This is a genomic window from Rhodopirellula sp. SH410, from assembly GCF_055811895.1.
This window is the reverse complement of sequence record NZ_CM147949.1, coordinates 125,470-140,602: the sequence shown is the minus strand read 5'-3', so window position 1 is coordinate 140,602 and position 15,133 is coordinate 125,470. Positions and strand designations below refer to the sequence as shown.

Annotated in this window: 14 protein-coding genes; 8 read left to right on the top strand and 6 right to left on the bottom strand. The window is 58.4% G+C overall.

All coding sequences use genetic code 11. The annotated features are described in order from the left end of the window. Positions 1-152: 152 nt before the first annotated feature. Both SH410x_RS00515 and SH410x_RS00510 read right to left on the bottom strand, forming a co-directional pair. Positions 153-1,796 (bottom strand): DUF1559 domain-containing protein, encoded by a 1,644-nt coding sequence (locus SH410x_RS00515; RefSeq protein ID WP_473673678.1) that lies wholly within the window; start codon positions 1,794-1,796, stop codon positions 153-155. A 303-nt stretch (positions 1,797-2,099) separates the two neighbouring features. Next, entirely contained in the window at positions 2,100-3,011 is a 912-nt protein-coding gene (locus SH410x_RS00510; RefSeq protein WP_473673676.1) for a DUF1559 family PulG-like putative transporter, read from the bottom strand. A gap of 82 nt (positions 3,012-3,093) precedes the next feature. On the opposite strand from SH410x_RS00510, the gene dtd reads away from it, so the two are divergent. Beyond that, a complete protein-coding gene (gene dtd / locus SH410x_RS00505) occupies positions 3,094-3,546 on the top strand; it encodes a D-aminoacyl-tRNA deacylase (protein ID WP_473673674.1) in 453 nt (150 codons plus the stop codon). 81 nt (positions 3,547-3,627) lie between these two features. On the opposite strand, the gene SH410x_RS00500 is transcribed toward dtd, so the two are convergent. Beyond that, positions 3,628-4,488 carry a metal-dependent hydrolase gene (locus SH410x_RS00500; RefSeq protein ID WP_473673672.1) on the bottom strand — a complete coding sequence of 287 codons (861 nt, stop codon included), beginning with the start codon at positions 4,486-4,488 and terminating at the stop codon, positions 3,628-3,630. 344 nt (positions 4,489-4,832) lie between these two features. Here SH410x_RS00500 and SH410x_RS00495 point away from each other — a divergent pair, with 344 nt between their 5' ends. Then, positions 4,833-5,570 carry a CvpA family protein gene (locus tag SH410x_RS00495; RefSeq protein ID WP_473673670.1) on the top strand — a complete coding sequence of 246 codons (738 nt, stop codon included), beginning with the start codon at positions 4,833-4,835 and terminating at the stop codon, positions 5,568-5,570. Positions 5,571-5,950: 380 nt separating this feature from the next. Here SH410x_RS00495 and SH410x_RS00490 read toward each other — a convergent pair whose 3' ends face one another. Both SH410x_RS00490 and SH410x_RS00485 read right to left on the bottom strand, forming a co-directional pair. Next, on the bottom strand, positions 5,951-6,931 hold the full coding sequence (locus SH410x_RS00490; protein WP_473673668.1) for an acetyl-CoA carboxylase carboxyltransferase subunit alpha: 981 nt from the start codon (positions 6,929-6,931) through the stop codon (positions 5,951-5,953). A 3-nt stretch (positions 6,932-6,934) separates the two neighbouring features. Then, positions 6,935-7,915 carry a serine/threonine-protein kinase gene (locus SH410x_RS00485; protein ID WP_473673667.1) on the bottom strand — a complete coding sequence of 327 codons (981 nt, stop codon included), beginning with the start codon at positions 7,913-7,915 and terminating at the stop codon, positions 6,935-6,937. Positions 7,916-8,215: 300 nt separating this feature from the next. Here SH410x_RS00485 and SH410x_RS00480 point away from each other — a divergent pair, with 300 nt between their 5' ends. Next, a complete protein-coding gene (locus SH410x_RS00480; protein ID WP_473673665.1) occupies positions 8,216-8,944 on the top strand; it encodes an NAD-dependent deacylase in 729 nt (242 codons plus the stop codon). A 279-nt stretch (positions 8,945-9,223) separates the two neighbouring features. Next, positions 9,224-10,270 carry a BBP7 family outer membrane beta-barrel protein gene (locus SH410x_RS00475; RefSeq protein WP_473673663.1) on the top strand — a complete coding sequence of 349 codons (1,047 nt, stop codon included), beginning with the start codon at positions 9,224-9,226 and terminating at the stop codon, positions 10,268-10,270. Positions 10,271-10,424: 154 nt separating this feature from the next. Here the strand turns inward: SH410x_RS00475 and SH410x_RS00470 are convergent, their stop codons facing one another. Then, positions 10,425-11,363 carry an SGNH/GDSL hydrolase family protein gene (locus SH410x_RS00470; protein WP_473673661.1) on the bottom strand — a complete coding sequence of 313 codons (939 nt, stop codon included), beginning with the start codon at positions 11,361-11,363 and terminating at the stop codon, positions 10,425-10,427. 191 nt (positions 11,364-11,554) lie between these two features. On the opposite strand from SH410x_RS00470, the gene folD reads away from it, so the two are divergent. The 4 genes from folD to folE all read left to right on the top strand — a co-directional run bounded on the left by folD (position 11,555) and on the right by folE (position 14,880). Further along, entirely contained in the window at positions 11,555-12,466 is a 912-nt protein-coding gene (folD, locus tag SH410x_RS00465) for a bifunctional methylenetetrahydrofolate dehydrogenase/methenyltetrahydrofolate cyclohydrolase FolD (RefSeq protein WP_473673659.1), read from the top strand. Positions 12,467-12,475: 9 nt separating this feature from the next. After that, positions 12,476-13,105, top strand: coding sequence for a hypothetical protein (locus SH410x_RS00460; RefSeq protein ID WP_473673657.1), 630 nt, complete (start codon positions 12,476-12,478; stop codon positions 13,103-13,105). Next, positions 13,102-14,139, top strand: coding sequence for a type II secretion system F family protein (locus SH410x_RS00455; protein WP_473673655.1), 1,038 nt, complete (start codon positions 13,102-13,104; stop codon positions 14,137-14,139). Before SH410x_RS00460 ends, SH410x_RS00455 begins: the two co-directional genes overlap by 4 nt. A gap of 75 nt (positions 14,140-14,214) precedes the next feature. Continuing rightward, positions 14,215-14,880, top strand: coding sequence for a GTP cyclohydrolase I FolE (gene folE, locus SH410x_RS00450; RefSeq protein WP_473673653.1), 666 nt, complete (start codon positions 14,215-14,217; stop codon positions 14,878-14,880). Positions 14,881-15,133 lie beyond the last annotated feature (253 nt).

Genomic DNA, 15,133 nt, shown 5'->3' with positions numbered 1-15,133 from the left:
CGATCACGTACCAATCTCGATATCGCAGTAATGATTCTCGCCCACAACGAACTGCCGTCGTCGCTTCGCGATTCGAACAACCGTCGTGCGGCGAGATCGATTGCAGGCCGCCAGGGCAGGGCAGGGCGGTTACCATTTTCTCGTTCGCTCGCTCACTCCAGGGCAATCTTCCAATGCCCCTTTGAACGCTGCGCATGAAACTCTGCATTGGCGCCTCGAATGCTCAGCGTCAGCCGACCGCCCTTGGTTTGTCTTGCCCATAGGCCCTGTTGCGAGGGCGGCATGGCGATCACTTGGTCGAGCGCGAGGATCAGGCGGCCTCGGAAAATCGCCAGTTCAGCGATTTGTGCTCGCTGCGAGGACGCATTGGCAGGTGACGAATCACCTGCCAAGACGCACTCATCCACGAATTTCTCAAACTCTTTCCTCTCGAGATAGCCCAACGCGACTTGCATGTCGTCAACGAAGGTATCCATCAAGCGATCAAGACGATCTTGCTTGGCTCGCAGAGCACGGTAGGCATCTTCGCGATTGAGGTCCGACAATGGGATATGTCGGACTTTGCCTTCAGGCGTTAACAGAGTGACCACATTGTCTTCGACGTCAATCTGCCTGGCTTGAATACTGCCCCGGCCCTTGGCGTCTCGCCACGTCTCGAGCGGGAACGAGGCGAATTCCTTGAGCTGTGCTTTGCTGAACGATTGCCGAGGCGGCTGAAGCACATCAAGATTAACGACCTCTCGCGACGCCCGCGTGCCCAGAGCCCCCCAAATTCCGTAAGGGCTTGGCGAGCCGGGCCGGACAGGGTTTCCATTCTCGAGCTTTCCAATTGCGACCGAGGGGCGACTCGCCTCGCCGGCATCGATCGAATGGGACACAAACGCGACCCTGCCGTCGGACATCAACACGTGCACGCCGGCCCCGTGATGGCTCGATACCGACATCACGCCTTCCAAGACACCTTTGTCCGAAGTGCAGGATGGTGAGTTCGGCGGCAGGATGGTTTGGAATCCGATCGACAGCAGCGATCCGTCAGCCCAGACCGCAGGGCGTGGATCGTCCCAAAATTCGGTCGCGGCATTCTCATGCGCCGCGATACAGCGAGACGGATCGGCGATCATTCCCGTGACATTCTTGGCGACACGGGAGCCCGCGAGCTTTCCCTCGGCCATCATGAGGGTATTGGAGAGACCATCGAGGACGTCTCGAAAGCCGAACTGCTTTTGACGAACGAACAGACCTCTCGTGGTGGCTCGGTTATCACCATAGGGCGCCTCCGCGATTTGCCAAGCGGCGCCAACGTTCTCGATCGCGTCACCATAATTCAAGAGGTAGCTCGACGCGACCTTGTTTTCATCCTGCGCCGGATCATCCGGACACACAAACGCAGCGGGCCGGCGCGACCATGGCGTGTACTTTGCAGGCGGATACCAGGGCACTGGGCCCATTGCCAGGAACTCTTCGCCGTTTTCCTTGCGGGGGTTGGAGATCATCTCCCACAACGCCTGCTGTTCGATAAACGGTATCACACCGACCAAGCCGCATAAACGGTTGGCGTTGCCGAGCATCGGTTCCGACTCACTTCCTGCTGAGGTACCGCCGCTACCAAAAGGCAATCGGCCGTAGGCGGCGTGATAGTTATGAAAACCAAGACCAATCTGTTTGAGATTGGCCGCACACGATTCCATCCGCGCCGCCGCTCGCAATCGCGACACGGACATCGATAGCAGTGAGACCGTTACGAGAGCGAGGATGGTGCCCCCGATCAAATCAACAAGTGTCAGGTGGCGACTCATCATCTGCCCCTCCAGTTAAAGTTTGCTGAGATCGAATCCATTTCATCGTATCGGATTGCAATTCACGCATGTCGAACTTTACTCCGTCACGCAGTCGCGACGGCATGTGCTAGCCTCGGACGCAAGTCCGAGGTCAACTTGACGAAGACCTGCTCGAACTCGGTTTCTGCGATCGACGCGGACGCGTGCCGGGCGTCGATGTGGTTGAGCCCGAAGTGGCACTCGATTACATCGAGCAGATCGAAGATATTTTTTCGTAAAACTCCCTCAGCCTCGTGAGGCGACTACTGAATGAATGAGCCGTCAATCCAGCACGTCATCCGGTAGTGGTTCACCGCCGTGGGGCGTGATGAGAGCATTCACCGTCATGGGCGCGGTCGTGTCGGGTAAAAAATGGCCGCGTCCGTCCACGGTGACAATGCAGGCTCCGCCATCGGTCACCCCGCCCAGATCAGCGCCGCTGGAGGAATTGATCGTGCCGCCGAAGGCGGGGAAGTCGAGATCAGCGGGTTCTGTCCAAATACTCGACACGGGACTCTCGACCAATAAGATCGTTTGCGTGGCACCATCGATCGCTTGCCTCGGCCCGAGCGGCCCCGACCGAGGAAAGAGGGTCCCCGTTCCAGTAACCATGTGATACACCGTATCAGTCGCCCACGCATCGGTATTTGGATGACGGTAGACCGCGGGCATGTCGCGATAGGTAACCCGTTGATTCTGGGCGCTGTCCCATGACGCACTCAAATCAAACTGGTCATACAGTTCCTCTTCGCCGAGATAGGGCAGGATCAACACTCGCCACGACAACAGCGGCCTGCCCGTGCGATCGTGGATCGCCGGGGCAGGGTAGACCCCGTGGTCCGCTGCGTAGGCATTGAGCGCCTCCGCAATCTTTTCCAAATTCTTGATACTCCCCATCTGCACCCGTCCCGCTCGCAACCTCGCTGCCGTTGCGCCGCCGACCCGCACAATTGCAATTCCAGCGGCACCGACGATCAATAGCATCACCACCGCGGCAGCCACCCACGCCACCGAGCGTTTGCGCCGTTTCCGAGTGGCGGCCGGTCGACTCGCTGCATCCGCTCGGGCACCGGGCGCAAAATCGGGCAGCGTGATCTCATGACCGCAAACCACGCACTCACCGGATTGGCCACTGAACGCGTCTTCCACCTCCGTGCGTGCACGGCAATGTGGGCAGGTAAATAGATAGGGCATACGATTCAGAGGAGGGCAGGGCAGGGCGGCTTCGAGAGAATACAATAATCATCTTCCCTCCCTATCTTAGCGAGACTGATCGGTGAAAGTCATCCTGCAGCGAAGCCTGCAAGCCAGCGTGCGAGTTGAAAACGAAATCGTCGGTCAAATCGAGCATGGTTTAGTCGCATTGATCGGGGTAGGGCAGGGCGATCGCGAAGAAACCGCTCGCAGCCTCGCGGACAAGACCGCCAACCTGCGGATCTTTTCAGACGAGAACGGCAAGATGAACCGAAACGTGGTCGAATCCGGCGGGGGGATCCTTGTGATCAGCCAGTTCACCTTGCTGGCGGATTGCCGCAAAGGCCGTCGGCCATCGTTCACCGGCGCCGCGCCGCCTGCTCTCGCCAAGACGCTCTACGAACTCTACGCCGAACAACTCGCGGCGCGAAACATCCCGGTCGCCCGTGGCATCTTCGCGGCCGACATGCAGGTCAGCCTGATCAATGACGGCCCGGTCACGATCATCCTCGATTCCGCCGAAATCCTGGCATAGATTGGGGCCATCGTCCCGAGCGTGCCAATCGGCCTCGGGCGGGATCAGAGCTCAGACGGGACAATGGTCCCATCCTACGAGCTAGCGCCATCCGTCACGGGGCAGGGCAGGTTGGTCGCGTGGATCAGCGATCCGCTTGGAATCAGATGGCTCGGCTTGCCAGGCATCCAGGGGATTCAAACCCGAGCCAGGTTGGCTTGGGGCAGCCGAACGCGATGGTAGGGTGAATGACCCAGGACCAGCCGACCAGCCCGATTCAGGAATGGAGTATCGTTCACGCTCCAACCGCACCCGCTGGCGGAGTCGATCGAGGATCCCATGGTCACCCCAAGCGAGATAGCACAACAAAATCAGCTTGCCCCAAACCGACGCGTTTGCCCACCAATTCTTGCCGAAGAATTTGAGTGCGGTGCCAAATGATTTTTTGACACGCATCCCACGACCGCTGAAGTCGAGACTCCAGATTTCGTCCAAAATCAAATGGGTCAAGAAACCGGCCAGCACCGCGAGGGACTTGTAAACACGAATCGCTTCGCTCGGACACGGCATGATCAAATACGCCCCAACCCCCGCGATCAACGCTGCTGGGATGCTGTGCCACATGCCACGGTGGACGGTGTATCGCCGAAAGAATTCAACGACGACAAAACGGATCATGACGTAGATCAACATCGCCGCCAACGCCATCGCTTCATGGGAGAGCCCCATATCGCGAAATCGCTCGACCATCAGTATGGGAATCACCGCTGACATGAAAAGCGTCGTTTCCCGCAGCGGGACGCCGGTGTCGGAATCGAGATCCGGCAACATGCCCGCCACGCTGCACAAGCCGCCGGCAAGCAGCCCACTCTCGATCGACATGCCCTGCGTGGCCACACCCCAATACCCGTAGACAATGCCTACGACAGTGCTGGTTGAAATATGGGTTTTGAAGCCAGCCAAGGGAAAGAACAGCGAGAGAGGAGGAGCGGCGGAGACCGGAGCAGAGCAGGGCGGTCGAAAAAAATCCGGATCGATTCACCCCCGCGATTAACAAATTTCCCCTGTCTATCGCCACACCGGAAAATCCATCAATTGCTCTTCGCCCTGCTCCACTGGTTCTGCTACAAGGCGAAAGCTGTCGCCCTTGCCGACCGCAATTCGATTCAATCAACAGCCCGCTAGCGTCACCAATGGTGAAAAAGTGGCGCTGTCCAGCTAGCTAGCTCCCTCCACCGTCTGACGACGGCAACTTCGGAGCCGCCTTCACCAGCAAATTCGCTATCGTGCAAACTTACGACATCCTCATGGCAATCGTCCTCATCGGTGCGATGCTATTTGGCGCCCTGAAAGGATTTGCCTGGCAACTCGCCTCGATCGCTTCGATCGTCGTCAGCTACGCGGTCGCCTATCACTATCGCGAACCGTTCAGCCAGAACATTCAGGCTGAGCCGCCGTGGAATCGCTTTCTGGCGATGCTGATTTTGTTCGTGGGGACGTCTATCGTGATTTGGGTCGCTTTTCGGATGATCAGCGGCACGATCGATCGTATGAAATTAAAGGAATTTGACCGTCCCATCGGTGCGCTCTTCGGGCTCGGCAAAGGCGCCATCTTCTGCACATTGATCACATTGTTCGGCGTCACTCTGCTCGGCGATAAATTCAAGCACGCGATCACCGCGAGCCGCAGCGGACGCTGGATCGCGCGCTTACTCGATCAATCCGACGCGATCATGCCCGAGGAACTCGCCGCCGTGGTCCAACCGTATCTCGATCACGCCGAGTCGCAACTCGGGTCGCAACCCGAACCCGCCATCGACGCCCAACCTTGGCTCGCCGGAGCCGCATCAACACACCCTGAGGCAACGGCATTTCCGGGCGGCCAATCCGCGCCGAACCCGGCCTGGAACCCAGCCTGGTCGACCGCTCAAAATTCAGCCTCGAACACATTCTCGAACACACCCAACACACAGCCGCCCACAACGAATTCCGCCGCTCCACCACAGTGGCAACAAGCCGCTCGGCCGGCACCGTGGCAGCGATAGATGGCCGGCTGCCGAGAAGATGGTTTCGGTTGCTGGCGAGAGCACGGTTCCGGTTGCCAGCCGACGACTTCGTTCGCCATGAGCAACGGTGCGTTTGCCGTGAGCCACGGTGCATCCCCGTCCAGACAGGCGGAGCGGTCTGCACACGATTCGCCTGAAACCATCGTTTCAGACGGTTTGAATACAACATAAGAGGCATTATCGGACGTTACGGGGCGGTCAAAATCCGTTGGTGAACCGCTGGATTGTCGCCGCTTAGCTCCGCGGCGACGCCAGGCCCAGCACGTCCGGGCCTCTGTTTTCGTGAGCCGGGAAACGCAGTCGGCCGAGCGACACACGCCTCCCGATGCCCAACGGCATTCGGCTCACATGCTGCCGCCTTAGCCGACGAATTCACTGGCTTCGCCGGACTCCAAAAACACGCCGATGCGGCGGTACTTTTCGTATCGCTGCTCGACGAGCTCATCGATCGGCATCGCTTCCAATTGGACGAGCTGGCGCGATAGATAATCCTTCATCCGAGTTGCCATTTGATGATGGTCGCGATGCGCGCCACCGAGCGGTTCCTCGAGCACGTCATCGACGATCCCGAGTCGCTTCAAATGCCCGCTGGTGAACTTCAACGCGGCGGCGGCTTTGGGAGCATGCTCGTGACTCTTCCACAAAATGCCTGCGCAGCCCTCCGGACTGATCACGCTGTAATACGCATGCTGCATAACGGCTACGCGGTCTCCAACACCAATGCCTAATGCGCCGCCTGAACCACCTTCGCCGATAACAACACAGATAATCGGCGTTTTCAGCCGACTCATCATAAACATACTTTCCGCGATCACCTGAGCCTGGCCGCGTTCCTCGGCTCCGATTCCGGGATATGCACCGGGCGTGTCGATAAAACAGACCACGGGGAGTTTGTATTTTTCAGCGAGTTTCATCCGCAGCATCGCCTTGCGATAACCTTCCGGATGAGCACAACCGAAATGACAGGCAGCACGCTCTTTGTACGTACGGCCTTTCTGGTGCCCGAGCACCATCACTTTGAAGCGATCGAGCTTGGCAAAACCGGACAGCATGGCGCGGTCATCACCGAAATGACGATCACCATGCAGTTCAACGAATTCGTCGAAAGCGAGGTTCAGGTAATCTCGGGTGTAGGGCCGATTCTTGTGCCGTGCCACCTGAACGGTCTGCCACGGGTCGAGCGAGCTGTAAGTCTCCTTCAGCTTGGCGACTCGCGCCATCCGCAGCGACCGGATCGCCGACTCAACCTCGGTCGTGCGATCAGTCGTCCGCTCGAGCGAGGCGATCTTTTCTTCGAGATCAGCGATCTCGTATTCAAATTCTAAACCAGGACCTGCCATTGTTTATTCCTGTTCCTTCCGTTTCTTGTCAGCTTCGGATTCCTTGACCACGTCGTAATTTCCATCCGGTCGTTTAATCATGTCGTCGGCGGACTTCATTCCGCCCATGTCATCAAACACGCTGACCTCGGGTGCCTTGGGTCGCTTCAACCAAATCTCCATTGCCCGGAATTCCTTCAAGAATTCCCACATGGAACCAGGCCGATCATCTTGCTTCTTGGCCATCATTTTCTTGATCAACGTCGCGAACTCAGGCGTCACGTTGTCGTTGTAAACAACCGGACTGGGGATCGATCCGGTTAAGTGTTTTGACAAGAGGTCATTCGGTGTTTGCCCCGTATAGGGCGGCTTGCCTGTGACCAACTCAAACAACACGCATCCGAACGAGTACACATCCGTCCGCTCATCGCAGAGTTTGCCGCGAATCTGCTCAGGCGCCATGTAACTCCGCGTCCCCTGAACCGTCTTGGACCTGTAGAACAGTTTTTTGACACCGGTGAGCTTCCGTTCCGCGATCGTAAAATCGATCAGCTTGGTCTCACCATCGCGGGCAACGAGATAATTATCCGGCTTGATGTCGCGGTGAATCCAGTTCTTGGTATGCATGTAGTACAGGCCCTCGGCAGCCTGCTCGACAATTTTCTTGAGCATGAAGGCGAGTGATTCGGGGCCCTTTCGGAGCGCCTGTTTCATGTTCAATTCGCTGAACAATTCCAGCACGAGAAAGGGTCGCCCTTTGTCGGTTTGCAGATCGATCACCTTGATGATCCGCGGACTCGACAACGCTTTGCCGACGTTATATTCGTGTTTGAGCAAGCTGATTTCAGACTTGTCTTTCGAGCAGGTTTCCCTGAGGACCTTGAGCGCGTATCGCTTGTTGTCCGAACTGGTTTCGTCGATGGCTTCCCACACTTCCGCCGTGGAACCGATCCGGATCAATCGGGCGAGTCGGTAGGGACCAAGGAAATCGCGGGATTTTGACATCAGGCTGGCGACAAGAGACGAGGACGGAAAACACCGGTCAGGCGGATTGTGACGGCCGCATGATACCCCAGACCACCCCCACGCCGAAAGGGAAGTGCTGGCAAACTGGGCAAGCCCCCCCTCGGGTTCGCATCCATTTTCGAACCGCCCTCCCCTGCCCCACGCCGGAACGTCAAAAACGCTGAAAACCCACCGCGCCATGCGATCCCATACGATGGCGAGTGACGGCGAGGCCGCTTTCAGCCCTCAATTCAATCCCCGCCCCTTCACCCTTCACCCTTCACCCTTCACCCTTCCGCCATGAACATCCTCGTCCTCACCGGTGCTGGCATCTCTGCCGAGTCTGGCATCCCCACGTTCCGCGATGCCGATGGGCTATGGGAGGGTCACGCGGTCGAAGACGTCGCGACGCCGCAAGGGTTCGCCCGTCACCCCCAGCTCGTCCACGAGTTCTACAACACCCGGCGGCGATGCCTGCTGTCACCTGAGATTCAGCCCAATGCGGCCCACGTCGCGCTGGCGGAGTGGGAGCGAGACCACACCACCGGGTCGGCGGGCGAGTTTCTGCTCGTCACGCAGAACATCGACGACCTGCATGTGCGGGCGGGCAGCCAGAACGTGCTGCCGATGCACGGTGAACTGCTCAAGGTGCAATGCCTCGAATCGGGAAAAGTATTCGACTGGCGGGACGATCTCAGCCTCGAAACGCCCCATCCCGAATTCCCCGAGGACGATTCACGCCGTGGCTGGCTGCGCCCGCGTGTGGTGTGGTTTGGCGAAGTCCCGCTGGGTATCGACCTGATCGAGCGAGCCGCCGCGCAAGCCGACTTGTTTGTAGCAATCGGGACCTCGGGGCTTGTCTATCCCGCTGCCGGCATCGTGCAGTCGACCAAGCCAACCTGTCGCAAGATCGAAATCAACCTCGGTGATACACCCGCCTCGCCAGCCTTTGACGAACATCGGCACGGTCGCGCCAGCATCGAGGTGCCCAAGTTGATCGACGAACTGAGGGATGCAGGAGAGAAATGAGAACGAGAGCGCAGGGGCGGTGTCACAGCGATTCTGAACTGCCCTGCCCTGCCCTGCCCCGACGGGACCTCACCTTCTTTCCTGAGAACTGGCCCCCACCTCTTACTCTTGTATTGATTGATCTGATTATCAAGACCCCACCACGCTGGTGTGCCGTCCTTCACCTACATTTGCGAATGCTGAGCCGAGAGCAGCGACGAAAGAGCAGGGGGCGAGGCGTAAGGAAGTACCGCATCGCAGAGAAGCCCTACCAATGATTCCGCCAACCGAGAATTACGCATGACGCTATTTCGCTCTCTCGTGATCACATCCTTATGCATTGTGTCTGGCCTACCGGCGACGGTGTCTTCAGGGCAAAATTTCGATACGACGCACGCCAGCCAAGATGAGCTCAATGATCCGTGGTCGCTGACGCCCTGGTCGATTGATTCATCCAGCCTGTTCCTGTTCCGCTCGGATCCAGGCTCTCGACAACTGGTTAGAGGGATCAACGATCCCAACAATTCAGTGAACGCAGATGACCTATCGTATGGATTTGCGTACGGATACCAACTCCGCCTGGAACGCCAACTCACGCAACGCACACGGTTTGAATCCCGTTACTTTGGGACCGACGACTGGGACGATAACACCACGCAAGCAACGACGCCCAACGCGTTTCTGGACCCGCAGTTCCTGGAACTAGGCTCGTCAGCGATACCCCGGCGATCAGGAACGAGCATTCAAACGCACTTGGCTTCCAAGTTGTACAGCTTTGAACTGAACATGAATCATGAACTAACTGAAAACATCGAAGCGATTGCTGGGTTTCGATATGTCCGACTGAAGGACAACCTTAGCTTAAACATACCCGACGCTAGCACTGCGTTTTTCAACGCACCATCCCCCACATCCGCTCAAACGGAAGCCAGCAATGATTTGTTTGGTGGACAAATTGGAGCTCGTGCGCGTCTGTGGAAGTCTTCGCGACTTTCATTGACCACTGACTTCAAAGGCGGAATCTATGGCAACGGTGCCCACCAACGATCGAGCATTACGACACAAGACCCTGTGTTCGGAACCGTTAGTTCAGTTGCGAATGATTTCAACGACACCGTAGCGTTCGTCGGCGAATGGACATTGCAGAGCAATTACAAGCTCACCGATCGATGGTCGGTGAACCTTGGCTATCAGCTGCTATGGATCGATGGTGTTGCAGTTGGCACCGAACAGCTCTCTGCGAGCAACTACGAACTCGTGGGTGTCGGCGGCCCCGGTAACGGCATCGACTCGTACGATCACGTCTTCTATCAAGGCATCGTGCTCGGCCTGGACTACGCCTGGTAAGGATACCAGGAACAATAAGTGACGGGTTTACCGTAGAGGATCTTGTTAAAGATCCTGTTCTGGATGGATCTTTAACAAGATCCACTACGCCAGTTATTGATCCCGCGTTCCTAACGTCGTGTCGCCACGACTCGAGGCATCCGTTGAGAGCCCGCTACGGCTCTTGATCGAGCTTGGCAGCCTGCTCGATCGCTTCCTCGATGGGCAGTCCCGGAGCGATGCCAGGACGAAGATGGCCGACTTCGCTCAACCACGCGTCACGCATCAACTGCTGGCGTTTTCGAACGAGCGTGAGTCGCTTGGGCCCGAGCTTGATGGGCGTGATCCCCCACGCCCGTGAGATCGCCTCGCCAATCACGCGGTGGCCTTCCGCGTCAACGTGAACGCCGTCGCCCGACATCACAAAGTCAGGGTCGTCGGCACGCTTGGACTGCATGTGCTCAGCCACAGGGGTGTATAGGTCAATCACCATCTCCACGCGATCGGACTGCTTCACGATCCACTGGGCATACGCCTTCATCACATCGTCGTAGTTCTCGTAGACTTGCATCCAAGAATACTGCGGGGCGCCAGCGGGCAAGAGCTTGCCTTGCTTCCTGAGCGGCAACGGATCGAACGGCGGCGGCGTCATCAACACCAACTTCGCACCCGCGGCGTGGACATCCTCGATCAACGTGTCGATGCCCGCCCGATACGCTGCGAATCGATCCTCCGAGAGTGGATAATAGATGCCATCGTTCATGCCATAGCAGGCCACAACGACATCAGGCTTGAGTTTTTCCAGCGTGCGAGCGAGACGCTCACGCACGTCCGGGCGAGGGAACGGGTGGACGGGCTCGGACAGACCGCAGCAGGTTTCACTTGACAGCCCCAGGTTGATTATCTCGGGGCGTGGCTCGATACCGCTGGCGATGACCTGGGCTTCCACGACACTCACAAACCCGCCCGCGTAAGTATTCGAGTCGCCGAGAAACACAATGCGTTTGGCTTGCAACGGAAACGTGGGTCCGGCGGCCACCGCGATGGACCGCCACGCACCGGAGATGACCATTGCTGTCGTGAGCATGACAGTGAAGGGAGTGGTGAATGACATTGATCTATTCCTGCTTAACCGATTGACGATGACCGATGCGACACACGCTAAAAATGCTTCTCAGCGTTTCCCGGCGGTTGGGTTGGCAGTCGACCGATCCGCCCTACCCTCCCCCAGCTTCGCCGGTCGGGGTAAAAATAGCGTCCCGCCCTGCCCTGCCCCGCCAGAACCGAGAACCCGAAAGTCTGAACATGTCCGCCACGCGACTCGATGGTAAACAAATCGCACTGGAAATTCGCGGCGAAGTCGCCCGCGACGTCCAACAGTATGTCGCAGCCGGCCACGCGCCGCCGAAGCTGGCGGCAATTTTAGTGGGCGAGGATCCTGCCAGCCAAGTCTATGTGCGGAACAAGGAACGTGCTTGCGAGCGAGCGGGGATCACCAGCCAGCTCGACCGGATACCGGCGACGACGACGTCAGCTGAGCTGCTCGAGCGAATTGAATCGCTCAATCAAGATGATTCCGTGAACGGGATCCTGGTGCAGCTCCCGCTACCAGCACCGCCCGTGGGCCAGCCGGCTATTGACGAACGGACGGTACTCGATGCGGTCGATCCGATGAAGGATGTCGACGCGTTTTCGCCGATCAACGTGGGCCTGCTGATGCAGGGCCGGCCGCGATTCTTGCCCTGCACCCCGCACGGGATCATTCAATTGCTGCATCGCAGCCAAATTGAAACCGCGGGCAAGCACGTCGTTGTAGTCGGTCGGAGTGAGATTGTCGGCAAGCCGATGGCCATGATGCTGGCTCAAAAAGACAGCAGTTGCGGGCCCGAGACTGCTAATGCCACCGTGACGTTGGCCCATAGTCGCACTCAGAATCTAGCGGAAATCTGCCGCAGCGCGGACATCTTGATCGCAGCGGTCGGACGCCCTGAGATGATTCGCGGTGACATGATCCAGCCCGGTGCGGTCGTCGTGGACGTGGGCATCAACCGCGTCGGCGATCGGCTCGTCGGCGACGTTGCCTTTGCCGAAGCCGAGCAGGTCGCCTCGGCGATCACACCCGTCCCGGGTGGTGTCGGCCCGCTGACGATTGCCATGTTGCTGCACAATACGCTGCTGGCCGCGAAATTGCAGGACCGCGAGAACGCGATCGGATAGAATGTCGGCATGAAACGCAACCCTCTCTACGCCATCGTTTTTCTGGCGCTGATTCAGGCCAACACGGCTTCCTCGCAAACCGTTCAATTGCCGGCGATGAGACAGTTCTCTACCAGCGGTAGCGTGCTGGTCCCCGATCGCGGTTCGGCCTATCTCGGCGGCAATCAATCTTCGGCGACGATGTCGGCATCCCGTGGTTTGCCAGGCGTGGGGCGTTTACCAGGCAGTATCTATCGCAGCTCCCGGTCGTCGAGCAGCGGAGTGTCCGTGCACGCGACGATCATCGACCTCGACGAAATGGATCGGCAAATTCTGGGTTATGATCCGCATGAGGCCAGACGAGCCCGCCAACGAGGGACGACCGTCGTCACCGCGGAAACCGAGATTGCCGAGGCAAAATCACTTGTACGCAACGCTCGCCGAGCCGTCAGCGAAGGGCAGCGCGGAACGGCCAGGAGTATCTATGCGTTGGCGATTGAGAAGCTGAGTCGCCACGAGGAGGCAGCAGAATTGCTCGTTTACGCCCAGGCGGAGGTAGCCCGCGTGCTGGGCGGCGAAACGGCGGCTGGCCATCGTACGCGGCGGGCCACTCCGCCTGAGCGAAATGCGACGGCAAGATTGAGCCAGGTGCAGCCTTGATTAGCCAGCGGATGGGTCTGAAGGCGGCCAGGGATTTCTGTCAACGTTTCGGCACCGGGATGCATGCCGGTGTGGATTTGCTGCGGATGCTCGACAGCGAGGCGAAGATCGGGCCACCCCGGCAACGCGAAGCGATCACGGACCTCCGCGCCGAGGCCGCTGCGGGCGTGACACTCGCCGACGGCATGAAAAAGCGACCGAAGTTCTTTCCGCCCCTGCTGCGATCGATGACGAACGTCGGCGAAGCCACCGGGACGCTCGAGCGGACGCTCTTCAAATTGGCGGAGTACTATGACCAGCAACTCACACTGCGGAACAACTTCCAGCGTGCGATCGCGTGGCCAGCGATCCAATTTGTGATCGGTGTGGGCGTACTCTCGCTGGTCATTTGGATCATGGGGATCATGAATTCAGGTGGCCGCCAGATGGCCGACATTTTAGGTCTGGGCCTGTCCGGGACATCAGGTGTCCTGAAATTCTGGGGGCTTTTACTCCTTTTTTTTAGTTTCGTAGTGGCTGCTATTGTCGCATTCCAAAAAAATGTGGGCGGGATTCAAAATGCGATTCCGCTGCTCTACAAGATCCCTGGGATCGGCAGCTCACTGCAAACGATCACACTATCACGGTTCACCTGGACGCTGTCGCTGGCCCTGGGCACTGGACTCGATCCGATCCGCGCGATCCGATTGGCACTCGATTCGACCGACAGCGATTTCTATCGCAGCGGGGGAGACGACGCAGAAGCATCCATCCGAGGGGGTGGGACATTAACCGAAGCACTGCAGGCGACAGCGGTTTTCCCGGAAGAATTCTTGACCCAGGTAAGTGTGGCGGAGTTGTCGGGCACGGATGCTGAATCGATCGCACACGTCGCCCGCGACTACGACGCGCGGGCGAAGACGGCGACGCGGGTGATTGCCGGGATCGCCACCGGGGCGATCTGGTTAATGGTGGCCGGATTCCTGATTTTCTTCATTATTCGGATCGTCATGATGATTGCGGGCGCCTACCAAGAGGCACTGACGCCAATTTGACGGCGACAAACGCCAAGCGAATGCTTTATAATCCGTGCCATATTGCCCATCTGAATTCACCTGGAATTGTCCTGCATGATTGCTTCATCGAAAGCTTCCGAACCCGACCCTGACGCGAACTCCGCGAATGAGAAAACACCGTTTTTCGTTGACAAGAACGCTCCCAAGAACGACGCGGTCGATTACCCAGCCATCGAGCAGGCCGTTCGTGTGATTTTGGGGGCGGTGGGCGAAGACCCCGACCGTGAGGGACTGCTCGAGACACCAGCGCGGGTGGCGCGAATGTACGCGGAGATGTTCGCGGGACTCAAATCCGATCCAGGCCGGCATCTCGAAAAGGTGTTTGAGGAGGATTACGACGAGATCGTGCTCGTCCGAGACATTAGTTTCTGCAGCATGTGCGAGCACCATTTGCTGCCATTTACGGGCAAAGCCCACATTGCGTACCTCCCCAGCGGCAAGGTGGTAGGACTCAGTAAACTGGCGCGGGTTGTCGAGGAAGTCGCCCGCCGACCGCAGGTCCAGGAGCGACTGACGCACACGGTCGCCAATTTGATCGAAGAGCGGCTATCGGCCCGCGGAGTGGCGGTGGTCGTCGAGTCCACGCACAGCTGCATGACGATGCGGGGCATCCGCAAACCGGGCAGCCTGTGCCTAACCAGCGCCATGCGGGGGGCATTCAAAACCGATCCCAAATCGCGTGCTGAGGTGCTGGGGCTGATTAACCGCAGCGTGGGATGACTCGATTTTTCGGCTGCGAGTGTCGCCAGAGGATGGGAAGTCACAGCCAGTGGCCGGCCCCCTGCCCTGGCGAGCGTAGCGGCAACGGGCAAGCGCCGTGCGAAACGTTTTTTTTCGCAGGCTTTCGGTCTGGGTTAGAATATGGGGGTTTGAGTACATCCCATTTTCTCTCGCGTTTGATTCAGTAGCCGCGGCGATGGTTTCGTCAAGGGGCGATCTCCGCGATTCTAATCCACACCCGAACGAGTCTACA